Genomic DNA, 17461 nt, shown 5'->3' with positions numbered 1-17461 from the left:
CCGACCGGACGGTCCCGGTCGGTGCACGGCTCCGGTGCACGGTTCCGCTCTGCCGTACGCCGTCGACGTGCGGGTCGTTCGGCGTCCCGGTCGCGCTACTCGGCCACGTACGTGCTGTGGGTCCAGACGAAGACCCGCAGCTCGCGGTCGTCGACGAGAGTGGTCTCGGAACTGGCCTCGAAGTGCTCGTAGCGGTTGCCGAGCGGGACCTTCACCTTGGTCGCACCGGTATCCGCCACGTGGCGCAGCCGCTCCGCACCGGTGAGCACGGGGGCGCCGGTGAGGAACACGTTGGGTGCACCGTTGTCGTTCATGATCACCCTCACTTCTCTGGGGTTCGGGATTCCTGTTCTTCTCCGGTCTCGGTTCCTCGACGTCCCTCGACGAGGCGCGCGCGGTGGTTCCGCTCTCCCCCGGGGCCGGGTCGGCCCGGCCGGAAGAGGGAAGGGCCGGGTGCTTCGGGGGAGCGCACCCGGCCCTGGCCTTGCGCATGATCGTAACAATCCCAACCGCCCTTGGCCGTGCGGCAGTTGAACAGTCGAACGGCCTGCTCGGGAGGGCTCCGCGGGGAGTGGGTCCAGACCCACCCACCCGTACGGACAGACCCATGTCGGGGCGGGCCGGCGATCCGTAATGTCGTTAGCACAACGACACGAAGGAGCAGGAACCATGGCGAACACCAGCGACATCACGGCCTCGGCGGCGCAGCTCGGCGAGTCCCGCACGCAGGACGCATTCGACACCGTGAAGAAGTGCATCACGCTCTTCGGCGCCGTCGGCGCCATCGTCCTGGGCACGGTCGCCGTCATGGCGTTCACCGGCCACGAGGCCTCGCCGTTCATGTGGATCCGCGGCGCGATCCTCTTCCTGATCACCTTCCTGCTGCACCGGATGACGGCCCGCGCCGCCCAGGGCTCCTACAAGGCCTTCGACCGGGTGCGCACCCTCTCCACGATCATGCCGATCGCGATCATCGTCGTCGACCTGATCCCCGGCCTCTGCCCGGTCTGGTACGCCGTCCTCCAGGGCCTGTCCGCGCTGGCCCTGATCGGCGTCGCCGTCCTCACCCGCGGCTCCGCGCTGAGCGCCGTCTTCCCCGCCCCCGACAAGAAGTGACGTGCTGAGGACCTGCTCCGCCCCTCCGATGGCCGGACCCCCCTGGGCATCCGGCCATCCGGCGTCCGGGCCCCCGGCGCGCGCGGGACACCCGCGCGCGTGGCGTACCGGCAGCCCCGGTAGGGGACCCGCCCGGCGTACGTTCGCAGGTACCGCCTGAGGAACCGGCGCCCGGCTGACACAATGATCACCCTTGCGAAAGGAACTGGCAGATGCGGATACCGCTCGGAGGCAATCCCCTGCGGTGGGGCGCCGGGATCGGGCTCGGGCTGTACCGGTCCGTCGTGCTGACCGGCCTCACCTGTGTGATGGCCCTGGTCGCCGTGCCCGTCGCGGTGGCCGGCTCCGCCCTCGCCTACTCCTGGTCCGACGGGCTGTCCGCCCCGCTGGCCGTCCGCGCGCTGGCCACCCTCGGGGAGACCCTGGTGGTGGTCCTGTGGGTCGCCGTGTCGCTCTGGGTGGTCCACCCGCTGACCAGCCGGGCCCTCGCCAGGGGCGCGCGCCACTGCGCGGAGAAGTGGCTCGACCTGGAGATCCGGGTGGCCTACCGCCCCGTCCCGCCGGTCACCAGGATGGCCACGGGCTTCTGGTGGGACGGCCACGAGTACCACAAGTCCGAGCGGGAGGCCCGCCGGCGGGCCAAGGTGCACGCCCGGTTCCACGACCCGCAGCTGCACTGGGACGGCGTCTGGTCCCTGGTCGCCTCGGTCACCGTGCTCCCGGTCGCCGCCCTGCCGCTGCTCGCGCTCGGCTACGGCGGGTACATGGCGCTGACGCCCGCCCTCACCGGTTACGGCGTCGCCGTGATCGTGGCCGGCCTGGCCGGCGCCCCCTTCGCCTGGCGGATCCTGGGCCCGATGGCCCGGCGGTTCCTCGGGCCGGTCCCGAGCACCCGGCTCGGGCGGCGGGTCGAGGAGCTGGAGGCCATCCGCGCCGACCTGACCCAGACCCAGGCCGCCGAGCTGGAGCGCATCGAACGGGGCCTGCACGACGGCGCCCAGGCCCGGCTGGTGGCCATGGGGATGTCGATGGGCGCCGCCGAGCAGCTGGTGGACACCAACCCCGACGCCGCGAAGGCGATCCTCGCCGAGGCCCGGGCCACCTCCGCCACCGCGCTCGCCGAGCTGCGCTCGCTCGTCCGCGGCATCAACCCGCCCGTCCTCGCCGAGCGCGGACTGGTCGACGCCCTGCGGGCCCTGGCCCTGGACTCCTCGGTGAAGGTCAACGTCTTCAGCGAGGTGCCGGCCCGGCCCGAACGCCCCGTCGAGTCGGCCGTCTACTTCTCCGTCGCGGAACTGCTGGCGAACGTCGCGAAGCACTCCCGCGCCGAGCGGGTCAAGGTCGAACTGAACTACGCGGCACGGTTGCTGACTGCTACCGTGAGCGACGACGGAATCGGCGGAGCGGCCGCATCCACAGGGTCCGGGCTGAGTGGCATCGAGCGCCGCATGGCGGCGTTCGGCGGACGTCTGGAGATCGACAGCCCGGCCGGTGGACCCACTCGTATCACCGTGGCGGTGCCGTGCGAATTGTCGTAGCCGAAGACCTCTTCCTGCTCCGCGACGGGCTGGTGCGCCTCGTCGAGGCGTACGGCCACACCGTCGTCGCGGCCGTCGACTCGGGGCCGGCCGCGCTCGACGCGCTGGTCACCCACAAACCGGACGCGGCGATCGTGGACGTCCGGCTGCCGCCGACGTTCTCCGACGAAGGACTCCAGGCCGCGCTCTCCGCCCGCCGGGTCGTCCCCGGGCTGCCGGTGCTGATCCTCTCCCAGCACGTGGAGCAGCTGTACGCGCGCGAGCTGCTCGCCGACGGCCACGGCGGCATCGGCTACCAGCTCAAGGACCGTGTCCTGGACGCCAACCAGTTCATGGACGCGGTCCAGCGGGTGGCCGACGGCGGCACCGCGCTCGACCCCACGGTGGTCGCCAAGCTGCTGGGCCGGCCGATGCGGGCCGACCCGCTCGCCACCCTCACCGAACGGGAGCGCTCCGTCCTCGCGCTGATGGCCGAGGGGCTCTCCAACACGGCGATCGCCAACCAGTTGTTCCTCAGCGAGGGCTCCATCAGCAAGTACACGACGGCGATCTTCGCCAAGCTCGGGCTCGCCAACGACGACGACACCAACCGCCGGGTCCGCGCCGTCCTCACCTACCTCGGCGCCGACGGGCAGGGCGAGGACTGAGCACCGGGCAGCCGGACAGCCGGACAGCACATGGCAGCGGCCCTGCGGGACGTCCTCCCGCAGGGCCGCTGCCGTGTGCGCGGGACGGTCAGCCGGCCGGCGCCTGCGCCCGTGCCGAGTCCCGGACGGCGGCGGCCAGTTCCCGCGGCGTACGGCGCTCGAACACCTCGGCCAGGCTGACCGACACCCCGCTGATGTTCTGGAACTCCTGCATCGCCAGCGCGGCGAGCATGGAGTTCCCGCCGTTGGCGAAGAAGTCGGTGTCGGCGTCGAGCGCCTCGTCCCGCAGGATGCTCCGCCACAGCCCCGTCAGCTCGGCCGTCAGGTCGTCGACGTCGCGCCGCTCCGGGCGGTCCGGGCCGGACCGGGTGGCGGCCGCGCGCCGGGCTTCGACGATCCGCTGCAGCGCGGGGTAGTCGACCTTCCCGCTGCCGTTGACCGGCAGCGAGTCGACCGTCACGAGGTCCCCCGGCAGCATCGACCGGGACAGCCGGGCGCGGGCGTGCGCCCAGACGCTCCCGGTGTCGATCGGCCCGGCGGCCGGCTCCAGGCAGCCGATCAGCACGGCGTCCGCGCTCGGGTCGCCGACCATGACCACCGCGGCGCCGCCGACCTCGGGGTGCGCCAGCAGGGTCGCCTCGATCTCGCCGAGTTCGATGCGGTTGCCCCGGAGCTTGACCTGCCGGTCGCTGCGGCCGAACAGGTCGAGCAGGCCGTCCGCGCGCCAGCAGGCGACGTCGCCCGTCCGGTAGAACCGGCCGAACCCGGGGTGCTCGCCGAAGCGCTGGGCGTTGAGGTCCGGCCGGCCGTGGTACCCGATCGCCACCCCGACGCCCGAGATGCAGAGCTCGCCGCGGACGCCGACCGGCAGCTCGCGGCCGTGGCGGTCGAGCACGTGGACCCGAGTGTTGCGGATGGGCGCGCCGACGTCGAGGCGGCCGGCCGGCGCCTCGGTGACGACGCGTGACGTCGACCAGATGGTCGTCTCGGTCGGCCCGTAGGCGTGGTGCAGCACGCAGCCGGCCGCCACCAGCCGCCGGGCGAGGGACAGCGGCACGGGCTCGCCGCCCACGACGACGCCGCGGCCGCGCAGGCAGTCCGCCACCCGGTCGATCACCAGCCGCCAGGTGGTCGGCGTCGCCTGGACGAACCGTGCCCCGTACCGCTCGATCAGCTCCCGCAGGACCCGGCCGTCGCTCCTGGCGCGGTCGGGGGCGGCCACCAGCCGGCCGCCGGAGCTGAGCGACACGAACAGTTCGAGGCCGGAGATGTCGAACGCGAAGGTGGTCGTCCACAGCGTCGTGTCACCGGCCGCCGCGCCGAACTGCTCGGCGAAGTGCGCGACCACGTTGGCCAGCGCCGCGTGGTCGACCAGCGTGCCCTTGGGCAGGCCGGTCGAGCCCGAGGTGTACATCAGGTACGCGCAGGCCGCCGGATCCACCGCCGCGGGCCGGGCCTCGGCCGGCACCCGGTCCGGCGCGTCCTCGACGGCCGGCGCGGTCAGCACCACCGGGCCGGTCCCGGCCGCCTGCTCCGGGCCACCGGGCCCGCCCGTGGCCCCGGCCGGGCCCGCGACCAGCACCTTCGCGCCGGAGTCGGAGAGCTGGTGGCGGATCCGCTCCTCGGGGTGGGCCGTGTCGACCGGCAGGTACGCCGCACCCGCGAGCCACGCCCCCAGGACGGACGCGACCAGTTCGGGCCCGCGCGGAAGGGCCGTCGCCACCACGTCGCCGGCCCGGACCCCGGCGCCCCGGAGGAGGGCGCCCATCGCGTGCGCCGCGCTCCACAGCTGCCGGTACCGCACCGAACGGTCGCCCTCGACGACGGCGACCGCGTCGGGCGAGCGCAGGACCTGGGCGTGGACGGCTTCCAGGACGGAGCCGGGCCGCACGGGCCGGGCGGTGTCGTTCGCCGCGCCGATGATCGCGTGGTCCCGGTCGCTCCAGCACCGCACGTCGCCGACCGCGCGGTCCGGATCCTCGGCGAAGGAGGCCAGCACCGCCTCGAAGCGGCCCAACAGCAGCTCGGCATGGGCCCGTTCGAAGAGCTCCGTCCGGTACACGGCCCGCAGCGAGACGGCGTCCGCCGTCGAGGTGGCGCAGAGCTGGAGGTCGAACTTGCCGAAGCCGCTCCCGACGGCGACCAGCCTGACCGGCAGCCCGTCCAGGGCCGGCGCGGCGGCGCCACTCGCCGTCCGGTGGTCGAACACGTGCCGGAAGGGCAGCGACCACCGGCCGGTCCGCGCCGCGGGCATGAGGTCCGCCCGGGCGTCCACGGCCACGTCGGCGTGCGCCGCGCCCGTGCGCAGCCGCTCGCCGCTGCGGCGCACCAGCGCGCGGACGCTCTCCGCCCGGTCCAGCCGCAGCCGCAGCGGCACATGGGTCACGTGGTACCCGATCGTGCGGGCGGCGTGCGGCGGCCGGAGATCGACCGGGCACCCGACCAGCAGGTCGGGCCCGGCGCCGGACGCCTCCAGCAGCACGTAGTAGGCGGCCAGCAGGACGGCGGACTCCGGGACGCCGAGGTCCTCGGCGAGGCGGCGGACCCCGGCCACCGTACCGGGCGGCAGGGTGCGGTCGAGCTGCGCCGCCGCCAGCGTCGGGCGGTCCGGCTCGGGCTCGGTGCAGGCCAGCTCCATGGTGTCGGTGCTCGCGCCCGCCAGCTCCGCGCGCCAGTGGGCGAGGCTCTCCGGGGTCGGGTCCGGCTCGGTCCAGCCGGGCACGGGCGCGGGCGGTGCGTTCCTGTCGGTGTCGGCGTCGGCGTTCTCGTAGGCCGAGGCCAGGTCCGCCAGGAACACCGGGACGGACACCTCGTCGAAGACCAGCTGGTGCGCCGTGACGCAGAGGACGTCCGACTCCGGCGAGCGGAGGAGCACCGCCCGCAGCATCGGCCCCCCGTCCAGCCGGAACGGCGCGGCGGCCACCGATGCCAGGTCGGCCTCGCCGGGTTCGCCCGCCAGGACGACCTGGACGAGCTCCAGCCGGAAGTCGGCCGCGGCGACCACCCGCTTGGTCAGCCGGGTGCCGTCGGCGCGGTAGACGGTGCGCAGGGCCGCGTGGCCCCGCAGCACGACGGCCAGCGCCGCGTCCAGCCGCAACGGGTCCAGCCGGCCCGCGACGGCGAACGCCGCGGACACGTTGTTCACAGGCGTGCCCGGCACCAGCGACTCCAGCAGCCACAGCGCCTCTTCCCTGGGGGAGACTCCCGCGTCGTCAGCCGGATCCGCAGGCGTACGCCCTTCCGCGGAAATCATCACGTCACTCCTCTACCCGTTACCAGTCCGTTGGGTCCGCCGGCGTTCCCGCTGCTGCCCGACCGCTCAGATCCCCAGCTCTTTGTCGATCAGGTCGAAGATCTCGTCGTCCGTCGCCCCGATGATGTCCTCGTCGGAGGGCGCGCCGTTCGCGTCCGCACCGCGGAACTCCTCCAGGAGCAGTTCGAGACGGCTCGTGATCTTCGCGTTCTGGCCGCCGCCCCGCCGGGCGATCGCGGTCAGCAGGGACTTGAGCCGGTCGAGCTCGCCCAGCACCGGCTCGTAGTCGATCTCCTGCTCGGCGACCCGGTCCCGGAGGTAGCGGGCCAGCTCCGCGGGGGTGGGGTAGTCGAAGACCACCGCCGCGGGCAGCCGCAGCCCGAGGGCGCCGCTGATCCGGTTGCGGAACTCCAGCGCCGTCAGCGAGTCGAAGCCGAGCTGACGGAAGTACCGGCCGGCCTCGATGGATTCGGAGCCCGGCCGGTTGAGCACCAGGGCCGCCTGGGTCAGCACCAGGTTCAGGACCGCGCCCTCCAGCTGCTCCGGCGGGAGCGCGACCAGCTGGTTCAGGAGGCTCCTCCCGCCCTCCGGACCGGCCCCGCGCCCCACCGAGCGCCGACCGGGGCGGACGAGCCCGGTCACCAGCGCCGGCACGACGCTCCCGGGGCGACGCATCGCGGGCAGGTCCAGCCGGGCCGCGACCAGCAGGGGGTCGACGGCGTGCGCGGCCGCGTCGAGCAGCGCGAGCCCTTCGGAGGCGGACAGCGGCTTCAGGCCCTGCCGGGCCATCCGACGGCGGTCGGCCTCGGTGAGCTCACCGGCCATGCCCTGCTCCCAAGGGCCCCACGCCAGCGACACACCGGGCAGGCCCTCGTGCCGCCGGTGGGCGGCCAGCGCGTCCAGGAAGGTGTTGCCGGCCGCGTAGTTGGCCTGCCCCGGGGTGCCCCAGACACCGGCCACCGAGGAGAAGAGGGTGAAGGTGTCCAGGTCCAGGTGGCGGGTCAGCTCGTGCAGGTGCCAGGCGGCGTCGGTCTTCGGCCGCATGACCCGCTCGACGCGGTCGTCGGTGAGCGAGCCGACGACACCGTCGTCGAGAACACCCGCCGTGTGGACGACCCCGGTGAGCGGCTCGCCGTTCAGTACGCCCGCCAGTTGCGCGCGGTCGGCGGCGTCGCACGCCACCACCCGCACGCTCGTCCCGGCACCGGCCAACTCGGCCGCCAGCGCGGGCAGCTGGGCGGCGGCCGGGCCGCGACGGGAGGCCAACAGGAGCCGTCCGGCCTGTCCGCTCGCCGCCAGGTGCCGGGCGACCAGACCGCCCAGGGCACCGGAGGCGCCGGTCACGAGGACGGTGCGCGGGCGGTCGGTGGTGTGGAGCCGGTGCCGGTCGTCCCGGTCGTCCCGGTCGTTCTGGTTGTTCCGGTCGTTCCGGTCGTTCCGGTTGGAGGCCTGCTCGCCCGGCTCCTGCCGGTCCTGATCGGCCGCGCGCGTCAGCCGCGGCACTCGCACGGTGCTGTCCCGCACCGCGAACCCGGGCTCCCCCAGCGCCGTTCCGGCCACGACGAGCGGCCCGGAGCCCGCCAGCTCCGCCACGTCCGCCGACACGATCCGCTCCGGATGCTCACCGGCCGCCGCCCGCACCAGTCCGACCACGCCCGCGCTGTCCAGTCGCACGCTCGCGCCGCAGCCGGCCTCCACACCGCGCTCGGTCACCACGACCAGCCGCGTCCCCTCGAGCGAGCCCGCCGCCAGCCAGTCCCTGAGCACCGCCAGCACACGCAGCACGGCGGCCCGCGCCGCGGCCGGGACGACGCCCGCGCCTTCGCCGGTGGTCGTTCCGAAGGGTGCTGTTCCGGGAACGCCGCAGACCAGCACGACGTCCGGGACCGCAGCCCCCGCCTCCACGGCCGCGACCAGATCCGCCACGTCCGCGTACGCCGCGGCGCCGGGCACGGCCAGGCCACCGTCGTCGCCCAGCACCGCCCACGCCCGACCCGGCTCGCCGGCCGTCTCCGGCGCGGCGACCGGCACCCAGTCCACCCGGAAGAGTCCGTCACCGACCGCCCCCGCGGCCCGGTCCAGCAAGCCGGCGGCCGGCGCTCCGAGCACCACCGAGCCGACCGAGACGATCGGCTGTCCGGACTGATCGGCCAGGGCCACCGAGACGCCCTCACCCGAGGCCGACGGCGCCACCCGTACGCGCGCCGCCGGGGCGCCCGAGGCGTGGACCGTCACGTCGGCCCACCCGAGGGGCAGCAGCGGGCCCTCCTCGGCGTCCTGTTCCAGGCCGACGAGGTGCAGCGCGGCGTCCAGCAGGGCGGGGTGCACCCCGAACCCGGACACCTCGGTCCCCTCGGCCGACGCCACCTCGGCGAACACCTCGTCGCCGCGCCGCCACGCGGCCCGGACCGCCGGCCGGTAGCCGAGCCCGGCCGCCGCCAGCCGCGCGTACATCGCGTCCACGTCGGCCACCTCGGCACCCACCGGCGGCCACTGCACGCTCCACGCCGCCGGGTCCGCTCCGGAGTGGCCGGCCGGCTCGCCGGGCTCGTCCGGGGCCAGGGTGCCGGACGCGTGCCGCACCCACTCCCCGTCGTCCGCCCGCGCGAACAGCGCGACCTCCCGCCGCCCGGCGGGACCGCTCTCCCCCACGGTCACCTGGACGCGCACGCCGCCGCGCTCCGGCAGCACGACCGGCGTCTCGACGGCCAGTTCCTCGACCCGTCCGCAGCCGACCTCGTCGCCCGCGCGCACGGCCATCTCGACCAGCGCCGCCGTGGGGACCATGACCCGGTCCCTGAGGAGCGACTGGGCCAGCCACGGTTGCGCGGCCAGTGACAGCCTTCCGGTCAGGACGACGCCGCCGGTGGCCGGCAGGGTGACGGCCGCGCCGAGCAGCGGGTGTCCGGGGTTCTCCAGACCGAGGTCCTCGGCACGGCTGCCCGCCGTCGCGGTCAGCCAGTAGCGCTGCCGCTGGAAGGCATAGGTGGGCAGGTCGACCTGCTGGGCACCGGTGTCCGCGTAGACCTGCTCCCAGGCGACCGTCAGACCGCGCACGAAGAGCTTCGCGAGCGCGGTGAGCAGGGCGCGGGGCTCGTCACGGCCGCGACGCAGCAGCGGGAGCCAGACCTCGGGCTCGCCCTGGTCGTCCGTACGGGTCTGCGGGCCCATACCGGACAGCACACCGTCGGGGCCGATCTCCACAAACGTCCGCACACCGGCCGCGCGAAGGGCCTGTGCGGCGTCGTGGAAGCGAACGGCCTCGCGGACGTGCTTCACCCAGTAGGCCGGGTCCGTGACCTCGTCCGTGACCGGGAGACCGGTAAGGGCGGAGACCATCGCCAGCTTGGGCGGGCGGTAGCTGACGGCGGCGACGACGCGGGCGAACTCCTCCAGCATCGGCTCCATCAGCGGGGAGTGGAACGCGTGGGAAACCTGGAGACGCTTCGTGCGTGCGCCGGATGTGGCCAACTCGGCTGCCGCAGCCAGGACTTCATCCTCGACGCCCGAGATCACCACGGCCTTGGGGCCGTTCACCGCGGCGATACCGACACCGGCCCGGCCCGCGATCGCTTCGAGAACCTGCTCCTCCGTCGCCTCGACGGCCACCATCGCACCACCGGACGGCAGTTGCTGCATCAGCCGGCCACGCGCGGCCACCACCGCACAGGCATCCTCCAGCGACCACACCCCCGCCACATGCGCCGCCGCCAGCTCACCGATCGAATGACCGGCCACCACCTGCGGACTCACACCCCACGACTCCAGCAAGCGGTGAAGGGCAACCTCGACCGCGAACAGTGCGGGCTGCGCCCACCCCGTCTCATCGATCGGGCCCTCACCCCGGATCACACCCGCCAGCGAACCGTCCAAATGCTCGGCCAGCCCCGCACACACCGCGTCGAAGGCCTCGGCGAACACCGGGAACGCCTGGTAGAGCCCCTGCCCCATGCCGACGCGCTGCGCACCCTGGCCGGTGAACACGAACCCGACCTTGCCCACACCCCCCACGGACCCGGTCACCACACCGGGGACCTCACGGCCCTCGGCCAGCGCCGCAAGACCCGCCAGCAACTCCTCGCGGTCCGAGCCCAGCACCACCGCCCGCTGCTCCAGTGCCGCCCGCGACACCGCCAACGACCAACCAGCGTCCAGCACATCAGGATCAGCACGCTCAACGAACGCCGCCAACCGCTCCGCCTGACCGGCAAGACCCTCCCCCGACCGCCCCGACACCACCCACGGCAGCACCGGGAGCGTCCGGTGGTTCGCCCGGGGGCGCGGAATGTCCTGCTCGGGAGCCTGCTCGATGATCACGTGTGCGTTGGTCCCGGAGAACCCGAACGACGACACGCCCGCCCGACGCGGCCGCTCACCCGTCTCCGGCCACGGCTGCGCCTCGGTGACCAGCCGGACCGCGCCTGCCGCCCAGTCCACATGCGAGGACGGCTCGTCCACGTGCAGCGTCGCCGGAACGGTCCCGCGCTGCATCGCGGCAACCATCTTGATGACACCCGCCACACCGGCGGCCGCCTGGGCGTGCCCGATGTTCGACTTCACGGACCCCAGCAGCAGCGGCCGGTCGACCGGCCGGTCCTGGCCGTAGGTCGCCAGCAACGCCTGCGCCTCGATCGGGTCACCCAACCGCGTGCCCGTACCGTGGCCCTCGACCACGTCCACCTCGCTAGCCGACAGACCGGCGTTGGCCAGGGCCGCCCGGATCACCCGCTGCTGCGACGGCCCGTTCGGCGCCGTCAGACCGTTGGACGCGCCGTCCTGGTTGACCGCCGAACCCCGCACGACCGCAAGCACCTTGTGACCATTGCGGCGCGCGTCCGACAGCCGCTCCACCACCAGGACGCCGACGCCCTCGCCCCAGCCGGTGCCGTCGGCGGACTCCGCGTAGGCCTTGCAGCGCCCGTCCGGGGCCAGGCCGCGCTGCCGCGAGAAGTCGATGAACGTGCCGGGCGTCGACATCACCGTCACACCACCCGCCAGCGCGAGCGAACTCTCCCCCGAGCGCAGCGACTGGCAGGCCAGGTGCAGCGCCACCAGCGACGACGAACACGCCGTGTCCACCGTCACCGCCGGACCTTCCAGCCCCAGTGCATACGCCACCCGCCCCGAGGCCACCGAACCCGTGCCCCCCGTCCCCAGATACCCCTCGACCTCCTCCGGCACGAAGTGCGACGGCAGATAGTCGTGATAGAAGAGCCCCGAGAACACCCCCGTCGCGCTGCCCCGCAGCCCCGTCGGGTCGATCCCCGCGTCCTCCAACGCCTCCCACGACGCCTCCAGCAACAACCGCTGCTGCGGGTCCATCGCGACCGCCTCACGCGGGCTGATCCCGAAGAACTCCGCGTCGAACTCGGCCGCGTCGTAGAGGAACCCGCCCTCCCGCGAGACGCTCCGGCCTGCGGCCGCCGGATCGGGGTCGTAGACGTCCGTCGCCCAGCCCCGGTCGGTGGGGAACTCCCCGATGGCGTCCCCGCCCGAGGCGAGCAACTCCCAGAAGTCGCCCGGGGACGACACGCCGCCCGGGAACCGGCACGCCATCCCGACGATCACCAGCGGGTCGTCCTCGACCCGTGCGCGTCCGGAGGCCGGGAGCGGGGTAACCGTCGAGACGGGGTCGTTGCCACCGACCAGCTCACCCAGCAGGAAGCCGACCAGGGCCGCCGGGGTCGGATAGTCGAACACTGTTGTCGCCGGCAGCCGCAGGCCGGTGGCGCTGTTCAGCCGGTTGCGCAGTTCGACGGCGGTGAGCGAGTCGAACCCGACGTCCCGGAAGGAACGTTCGGCGTCCAGGCTGCCCGGTCCGGCCATCCCCAGCACCAGGGCGGCCTGCGACAGCACCAGCTCCCGCACCACCTCCCGCTGCTCGTCCGGCCCCAGCCCGGCCAGCCGCGCGGCCAGGGCGCTCCGACCGTCGGCGCTCGGCAGTCCGGCCGTACGGCGGGGACGCGAGCCTGCGCGTGTCGCACGGACGAGGCCGGACAGCAGCGGCGGGACCTCGCCGGATCCCCTCAGGGCGGCCACGTTCAACTCCGCTGCCACGAAGAGTGCTTCGGGCCGGCCGACGGCCGCCTCCAGGACGGCGAGCCCGCGTGCGTCGGACAGTGGCCGCAGACCCTGCCGGCCCATCCGGCGGCGGTCCGCCTCCGAGAGCTCACCCGCCATGCCGTTCTCCCACGGGCCCCACGCCAACGACACCCCCGGCAGGCCCTCGTACCGCCGGTAAGCGGCCAGCGCGTCCAGGAACGTGTTCCCCGCCGCGTAGTTCGCCTGACCCGCGTTACCGATCACACCCGCGATCGAGGAGAACAGGACGAACATGTCCAGGTCCAGCTCGCGCGTCAGCTCATGCAGATGCCACGCCGCGTCGACCTTCGGCCGCATCACCGCCGCCAACCGCTCCGGCGTCAGCGACGCGACGAGCCCGTCGTCCAGAACACCCGCCGCATGGACGACACCCGTCAGCGCCAAGCCCTCCAGCGCGTCCGCGAGCTCCTCGCGATCGGCCACGTCACAGGCCCCGACCGTGACCTCGACACCCAGCCCCTTCAGGTCGGCCACCAGCTCCGACAGCCCGGGAGCCTCGATGCCCCGACGCGACACCAGGACCAGGTGCTCGGCCCGCCCGCTCTCCGCGAGGTGCCGCGCCACCAGACCGCCCAACGCACCCGACGCGCCCGTGATCAGCACCGTCCCCGGACGCCCCCCCAAGTCGGCGGCAGGCGTCGACGGCACCCGCACCAGCCTGGGTACACACACCTGGCCGGCCCGCACCGCGAACTGCGCCTCACCCGAGGCCACACCCAGGCGCAACCACTCTGCGGACATCTCGTCCACATCGGCCAAAACGATCCGGCTCGGATTCTCCGCCTGCGCCACCCGGACCAGACCCCACACCGGAGCCGCCACGACCTCCGTCTGTGCCTCGGGACCGGCGTCGACAGCCCGCTCGGTCACCACCAGCAGACGGGACCCGGACAAGGACTCCGCCGCCAACCACTCCTGCACCAGACCCAGCACACCGGCGGCTGTGCGACCAGCCGCCGCCGGGACATCACCCGGCTCCGGCGCAACCCGCACCACCACCACGTCGGGCACGGCCTCCGCCGACGCCACCAGCGCCGCCAGATCCGGGAACGACTCCGCACCCGCCAGCTCCACCGTCCCGAGGACAGCCCACCGACCACCCTCCGTCGCGGCGCCGTCCAGAGCAGCCGGAACCCACTCCACACCGAACATCGACTCAGTCGCGGCCCCGGTGCCACCCGCCAGGTCCTCGGCCGAGGCCGCCCTCAGCACCAACGAACCGACCGACGCCACCAGCTCGCCCGCAGCATCGGCCAGCGTGATCGACACGCCCTCGCCCGAGGCAGCCGGTGCCACACGCACCCGGGCCCCCGCCGCACCCGATGCGTGCACCTCGACGTCACTCCACGCGAACGGCAGCGTCAGGCCGTCCCCGTCCCCGTCGCCGCTCAGCCCCGCCACGTGCAGCGCGCTGTCCAGCAGGGCCGGGTGCAGCCCGAATCCGGACACGCCGACACCGTCCGGCAGTGCGACCTCGGCGAACAGCTCCTCGCCGCGCCGCCAGGCTGCCTGCATCCCCTGGAACACCGGACCGTAGGCGAGGCCACTGGCGGCCAGGCGTGGGTAGAACCCGTCCAGGTCCACGGTCTCGGCGCCCGCCGGGGGCCACTCGGCCGGCAGCACGGTGTCGGCACTCGGCGCGACCGGTGTCAGCGCGCCCGTCGCGTGCCGGGTCCACTCCTCCGCGAAGGCCGCCTCCTCGGACTGGGCATACACCGCGACCGCACGGCGGCCGGACTCGTCCGCCTCGTCCACCGTGACCTGCACCCGGACTGCGCCCTGGGGCGGCAGCACCAGCGGCGCCTCGATCAGCAGTTCCTCGACCCGGCTGTACTCGGCCTCGTCGCCCGCGCGCACGGCCATCTCGACCAGCGCCGCCCCTGGGACGACGACCTGCCCGGCCACCACGTGGTCGGCCAGCCAGGGCTGTGCAGCCAGTGACAGGCGCCCGGTCAGCACCAGACCCCCGCTGGCCGGCAGCGTCACCGCCGCACCCAGCAGCGGATGACGCGCCGGTGACTGACCCAGCCCGGCCGCGTCCACCACGCCGGAACCGGTCGGCAGCCAGTAGCGCCGGCGCTGGAAGGCGTAGGTGGGCAGGTCGACCTGCTGGGCGCCGGTGTCCGCGTAGACCTGCTCCCAGGCGACCGGCACACCCCGCACGAAGAGCTTCGCGAGCGCGGTCATCAGGGCGCGGGGCTCGTCACGGCCGCGACGGAGCAGGGGCAGCCAGACCTCGGGCTCGCCCTGGTCGTCCGTACGGGTCTGCGGGCCCATACCGGACAGCACACCGTCGGGGCCGATCTCCACGAACGTCCGCACACCGGCCGCACGCAGGGACTGCGCGGCATCATGGAAGCGGACCGCCTCGCGGACATGCTTCACCCAGTAGGCCGGGTCCGTGACCTCGTCCGCCACCGGGAGACCGGTCAGGGCGGAAACCATCGTCAGCTTGGGAGTGCGGTAGCTGACGCCGGCGACCACGCGGGCGAACTCCTCCAGCATCGGCTCCATCAGCGGCGAGTGGAACGCGTGCGAGACCTGGAGACGCTTCGTGCGTGCGCCCGCCTGAGCCAACTGTTGGGCGGCCTGCAGCACTTCGTCCTCGACGCCCGAGATCACCACGGCCTTGGGGCCGTTCACCGCGGCGATACCGACACCGGCCCGGCCCGCGATCGCTTCGAGAACCTGCTCCTCAGTCGCCTCGACGGCGACCATCGCACCGCCGGACGGCAGTTGCTGCATCAGCCGGCCACGCGCGGCCACCACCGCACAGGCGTCCTCCAGCGACCACACACCCGCCACATGCGCCGCCGCCAGCTCACCGATCGAATGACCGGCCACCACCTGCGGACTCACACCCCACGACTCCAGCAAACGGAACAGCGCCACCTCGACCGCGAACAGCGCGGGCTGCGCCCACCCCGTCTCATCGATCGGGCCCTCACCCCGCATCACAGCAGTGAGCGAACCGTCCACGTGCTCAGCCAGCCCCGCACACACCGCGTCGAACGCGTCGGCGAACACCGGGAACGCCTGGTAGAGCCCCTGCCCCATGCCAACGCGCTGCGCACCCTGACCGGTGAACACGAACCCGACCTTGCCCGCACCCCCCACCGACCCGGTCACCACACCGGGGACCTCACGGCCCCCGGCCAGCGCCGCAAGACCCGCCAGCAACTCCTCGCGGTCCGAGCCCAGCACCACCGCCCGCTGCTCCAACGCCGCCCGCGACACCGCCAACGACCAGCCCACATCGATTACTTCAGCATCGGAGCGCTCAACGAACGCCGCCAACCGCTCCGCCTGCCCGGCGACACCCGCAGCCGACCGCCCCGAGAGGGACCACGGCACCACCGGGAGCGTCCAGCCCTCGCCCCTCGGCGCGACAGCCTCCTCGGCGGGCGCCTGCTCGATGATCACGTGTGCGTTGGTCCCGGAGAACCCGAAGGACGACACACCCGCCCGACGCGGCCGCTCACCCGTCTCCGGCCACGGCTGCGCCTCGGTGACCAGTCGGACGGCGCCGGACTCCCAGTCGATCCGCGAGGACGGCTCGTCCGCGTGCAGCGTCGCCGGCACCACACCGTGCTGCATCGCGGCGACCATCTTGATGACACCCGCCACACCGGCGGCCGCCTGCGCGTGCCCGATGTTCGACTTCACCGAGCCCAGCAGCAGCGGCCGGTCGGCCGGCCGCTCCTGGCCGTAGGTCGCCAGCAACGCCTGCGCCTCGATCGGGTCACCCAACCGGGTGCCGGTGCCGTGGCCCTCGACGACATCCACGCCGTCGGCGCCGACTCCGGCGCTGGCCAGCGCGGCCCGGATCACCCGCTGCTGGGAGGGGCCGTTCGGCGCGGTCAGACCGTTGGACGCACCGTCCTGGTTGACCGCCGTGCCGGTCACCACCGCGAGCACCTTGTGACCGTTACGGCGCGCGTCCGACAGCCGTTCGACCACCAGGACGCCGACGCCCTCGCCCCACCCGGTGCCGTCCGCGGACTCCGCGAACGCCTTGCACCGGCCGTCGGCCGCAAGACCGCGCTGCCGCGAGAAGTCGATGAACGTGCCGGGCGTCGACATCACCGTCACACCACCCGCCAACGCGAGCGAACTCTCCCCCGACCGCAGCGACTGGCAAGCCAGGTGCAGCGCCACCAGCGACGACGAACACGCCGTGTCCACCGTCACCGCCGGACCCTCCAGCCCCAGCGCATACGCCACCCGCCCGGAGACGACCGAACCCATGCCCCCGGTGCCGAGATAGCCCTCGGCCTCCTCCGGTACGGGGTAGAACGGCAGGTAGTCGTGGTAGAAGAGGCCGGCGAACACGCCCGTCGCGCTGCCCCGCAGCCCCGTCGGGTCGATCCCGGCACCCTCCAGCGCGTGCCAGGACGTCTCCAGCAGCAAGCGCTGCTGCGGATCCATCACGACCGCCTCACGCGGACTGATCCCGAAGAACTCCGCGTCGAACTCCCCCGCGTCATAGAGGAATCCACCCTCGCCGGAGACGCTCCTGCCCACCGCGTCCGGATCCGGATCGACCAGGTTCCCCGGCCAGCCGCGGTCCGTCGGGAAGTGGCCGATCGCGTCCCCGCCCGAGGCCAGCAGCTGCCAGAACTCCTCCGGTGACGACACCCCGCCCGGGAACCGGCACGCCATACCGACGATGGCCACGGGTTCCTGCTGCCGGCCCTCCACCTCGCGCAGGCGCTCCCGGGTCTGCGCCAGGTCGGTGGTGACCCGCTTGAGGTAGTCACGGAGCTTCTCTTCGTTCGCCATCCGATGGACGCCTTCCTCATTTC

The 17461-nt window shown here is 73.7% G+C and carries 5 protein-coding genes and 1 pseudogene; 3 read left to right on the top strand and 3 right to left on the bottom strand.

The features are described 5' to 3' along the window. Nucleotides 1-95: 95 nt before the first annotated feature. Nucleotides 96-314: a DUF5988 family protein gene (locus ACFWA9_RS01675; RefSeq protein ID WP_329490258.1), complete on the bottom strand. Its 219-nt coding sequence runs from the start codon at nucleotides 312-314 to the stop codon at nucleotides 96-98. A gap of 355 nt (nucleotides 315-669) precedes the next feature. On the opposite strand from ACFWA9_RS01675, the gene ACFWA9_RS01670 reads away from it, so the two are divergent. From ACFWA9_RS01670 to ACFWA9_RS01660, 3 genes are all read left to right on the top strand, one after another. Beyond that, nucleotides 670-1116 (top strand): hypothetical protein, encoded by a 447-nt coding sequence (locus ACFWA9_RS01670; protein WP_329490257.1) that lies wholly within the window; start codon nucleotides 670-672, stop codon nucleotides 1114-1116. Between the two features lie 212 nt (nucleotides 1117-1328). Further along, nucleotides 1329-2654: a sensor histidine kinase gene (locus ACFWA9_RS01665; RefSeq protein WP_380382327.1), complete on the top strand. Its 1326-nt coding sequence runs from the start codon at nucleotides 1329-1331 to the stop codon at nucleotides 2652-2654. Next, entirely contained in the window at nucleotides 2639-3301 is a 663-nt protein-coding gene (locus ACFWA9_RS01660) for a response regulator transcription factor (RefSeq protein ID WP_329490255.1), read from the top strand. Before ACFWA9_RS01665 ends, ACFWA9_RS01660 begins: the two co-directional genes overlap by 16 nt. Nucleotides 3302-3389: 88 nt before the next feature. On the opposite strand, the gene ACFWA9_RS01655 is transcribed toward ACFWA9_RS01660, so the two are convergent. Beyond that, nucleotides 3390-6554 carry an amino acid adenylation domain-containing protein gene (locus ACFWA9_RS01655; RefSeq protein ID WP_380382324.1) on the bottom strand — a complete coding sequence of 1055 codons (3165 nt, stop codon included), beginning with the start codon at nucleotides 6552-6554 and terminating at the stop codon, nucleotides 3390-3392. A 66-nt stretch (nucleotides 6555-6620) separates the two neighbouring features. Further along, a pseudogene (locus tag ACFWA9_RS01650) lies at nucleotides 6621-17420 on the bottom strand (SDR family NAD(P)-dependent oxidoreductase); the annotation flags it as partial. Nucleotides 17421-17461 lie beyond the last annotated feature (41 nt).

The sequence above is a fragment of the Kitasatospora sp. NPDC059973 genome (assembly GCF_042737525.1).
Lineage (GTDB): Bacteria > Actinomycetota > Actinomycetes > Streptomycetales > Streptomycetaceae > Kitasatospora.
This window is presented reverse-complemented; position numbering and strand designations above follow the sequence as displayed.

Excerpts from the sequence above, each read along its gene's own strand:
- ACFWA9_RS01675 (WP_329490258.1), bottom strand. The coding sequence starts at position 314 with ATGAACGACAACGGTGCACCCAACGTGTTCCTCACCGGCGCCCCCGTG.
- ACFWA9_RS01670 (WP_329490257.1), top strand. The coding sequence starts at position 670 with ATGGCGAACACCAGCGACATCACGGCCTCGGCGGCGCAGCTCGGCGAG.
- ACFWA9_RS01665 (WP_380382327.1), top strand. The coding sequence starts at position 1,329 with ATGCGGATACCGCTCGGAGGCAATCCCCTGCGGTGGGGCGCCGGGATC.
- ACFWA9_RS01655 (WP_380382324.1), bottom strand. The coding sequence starts at position 6,554 with ATGATTTCCGCGGAAGGGCGTACGCCTGCGGATCCGGCTGACGACGCG.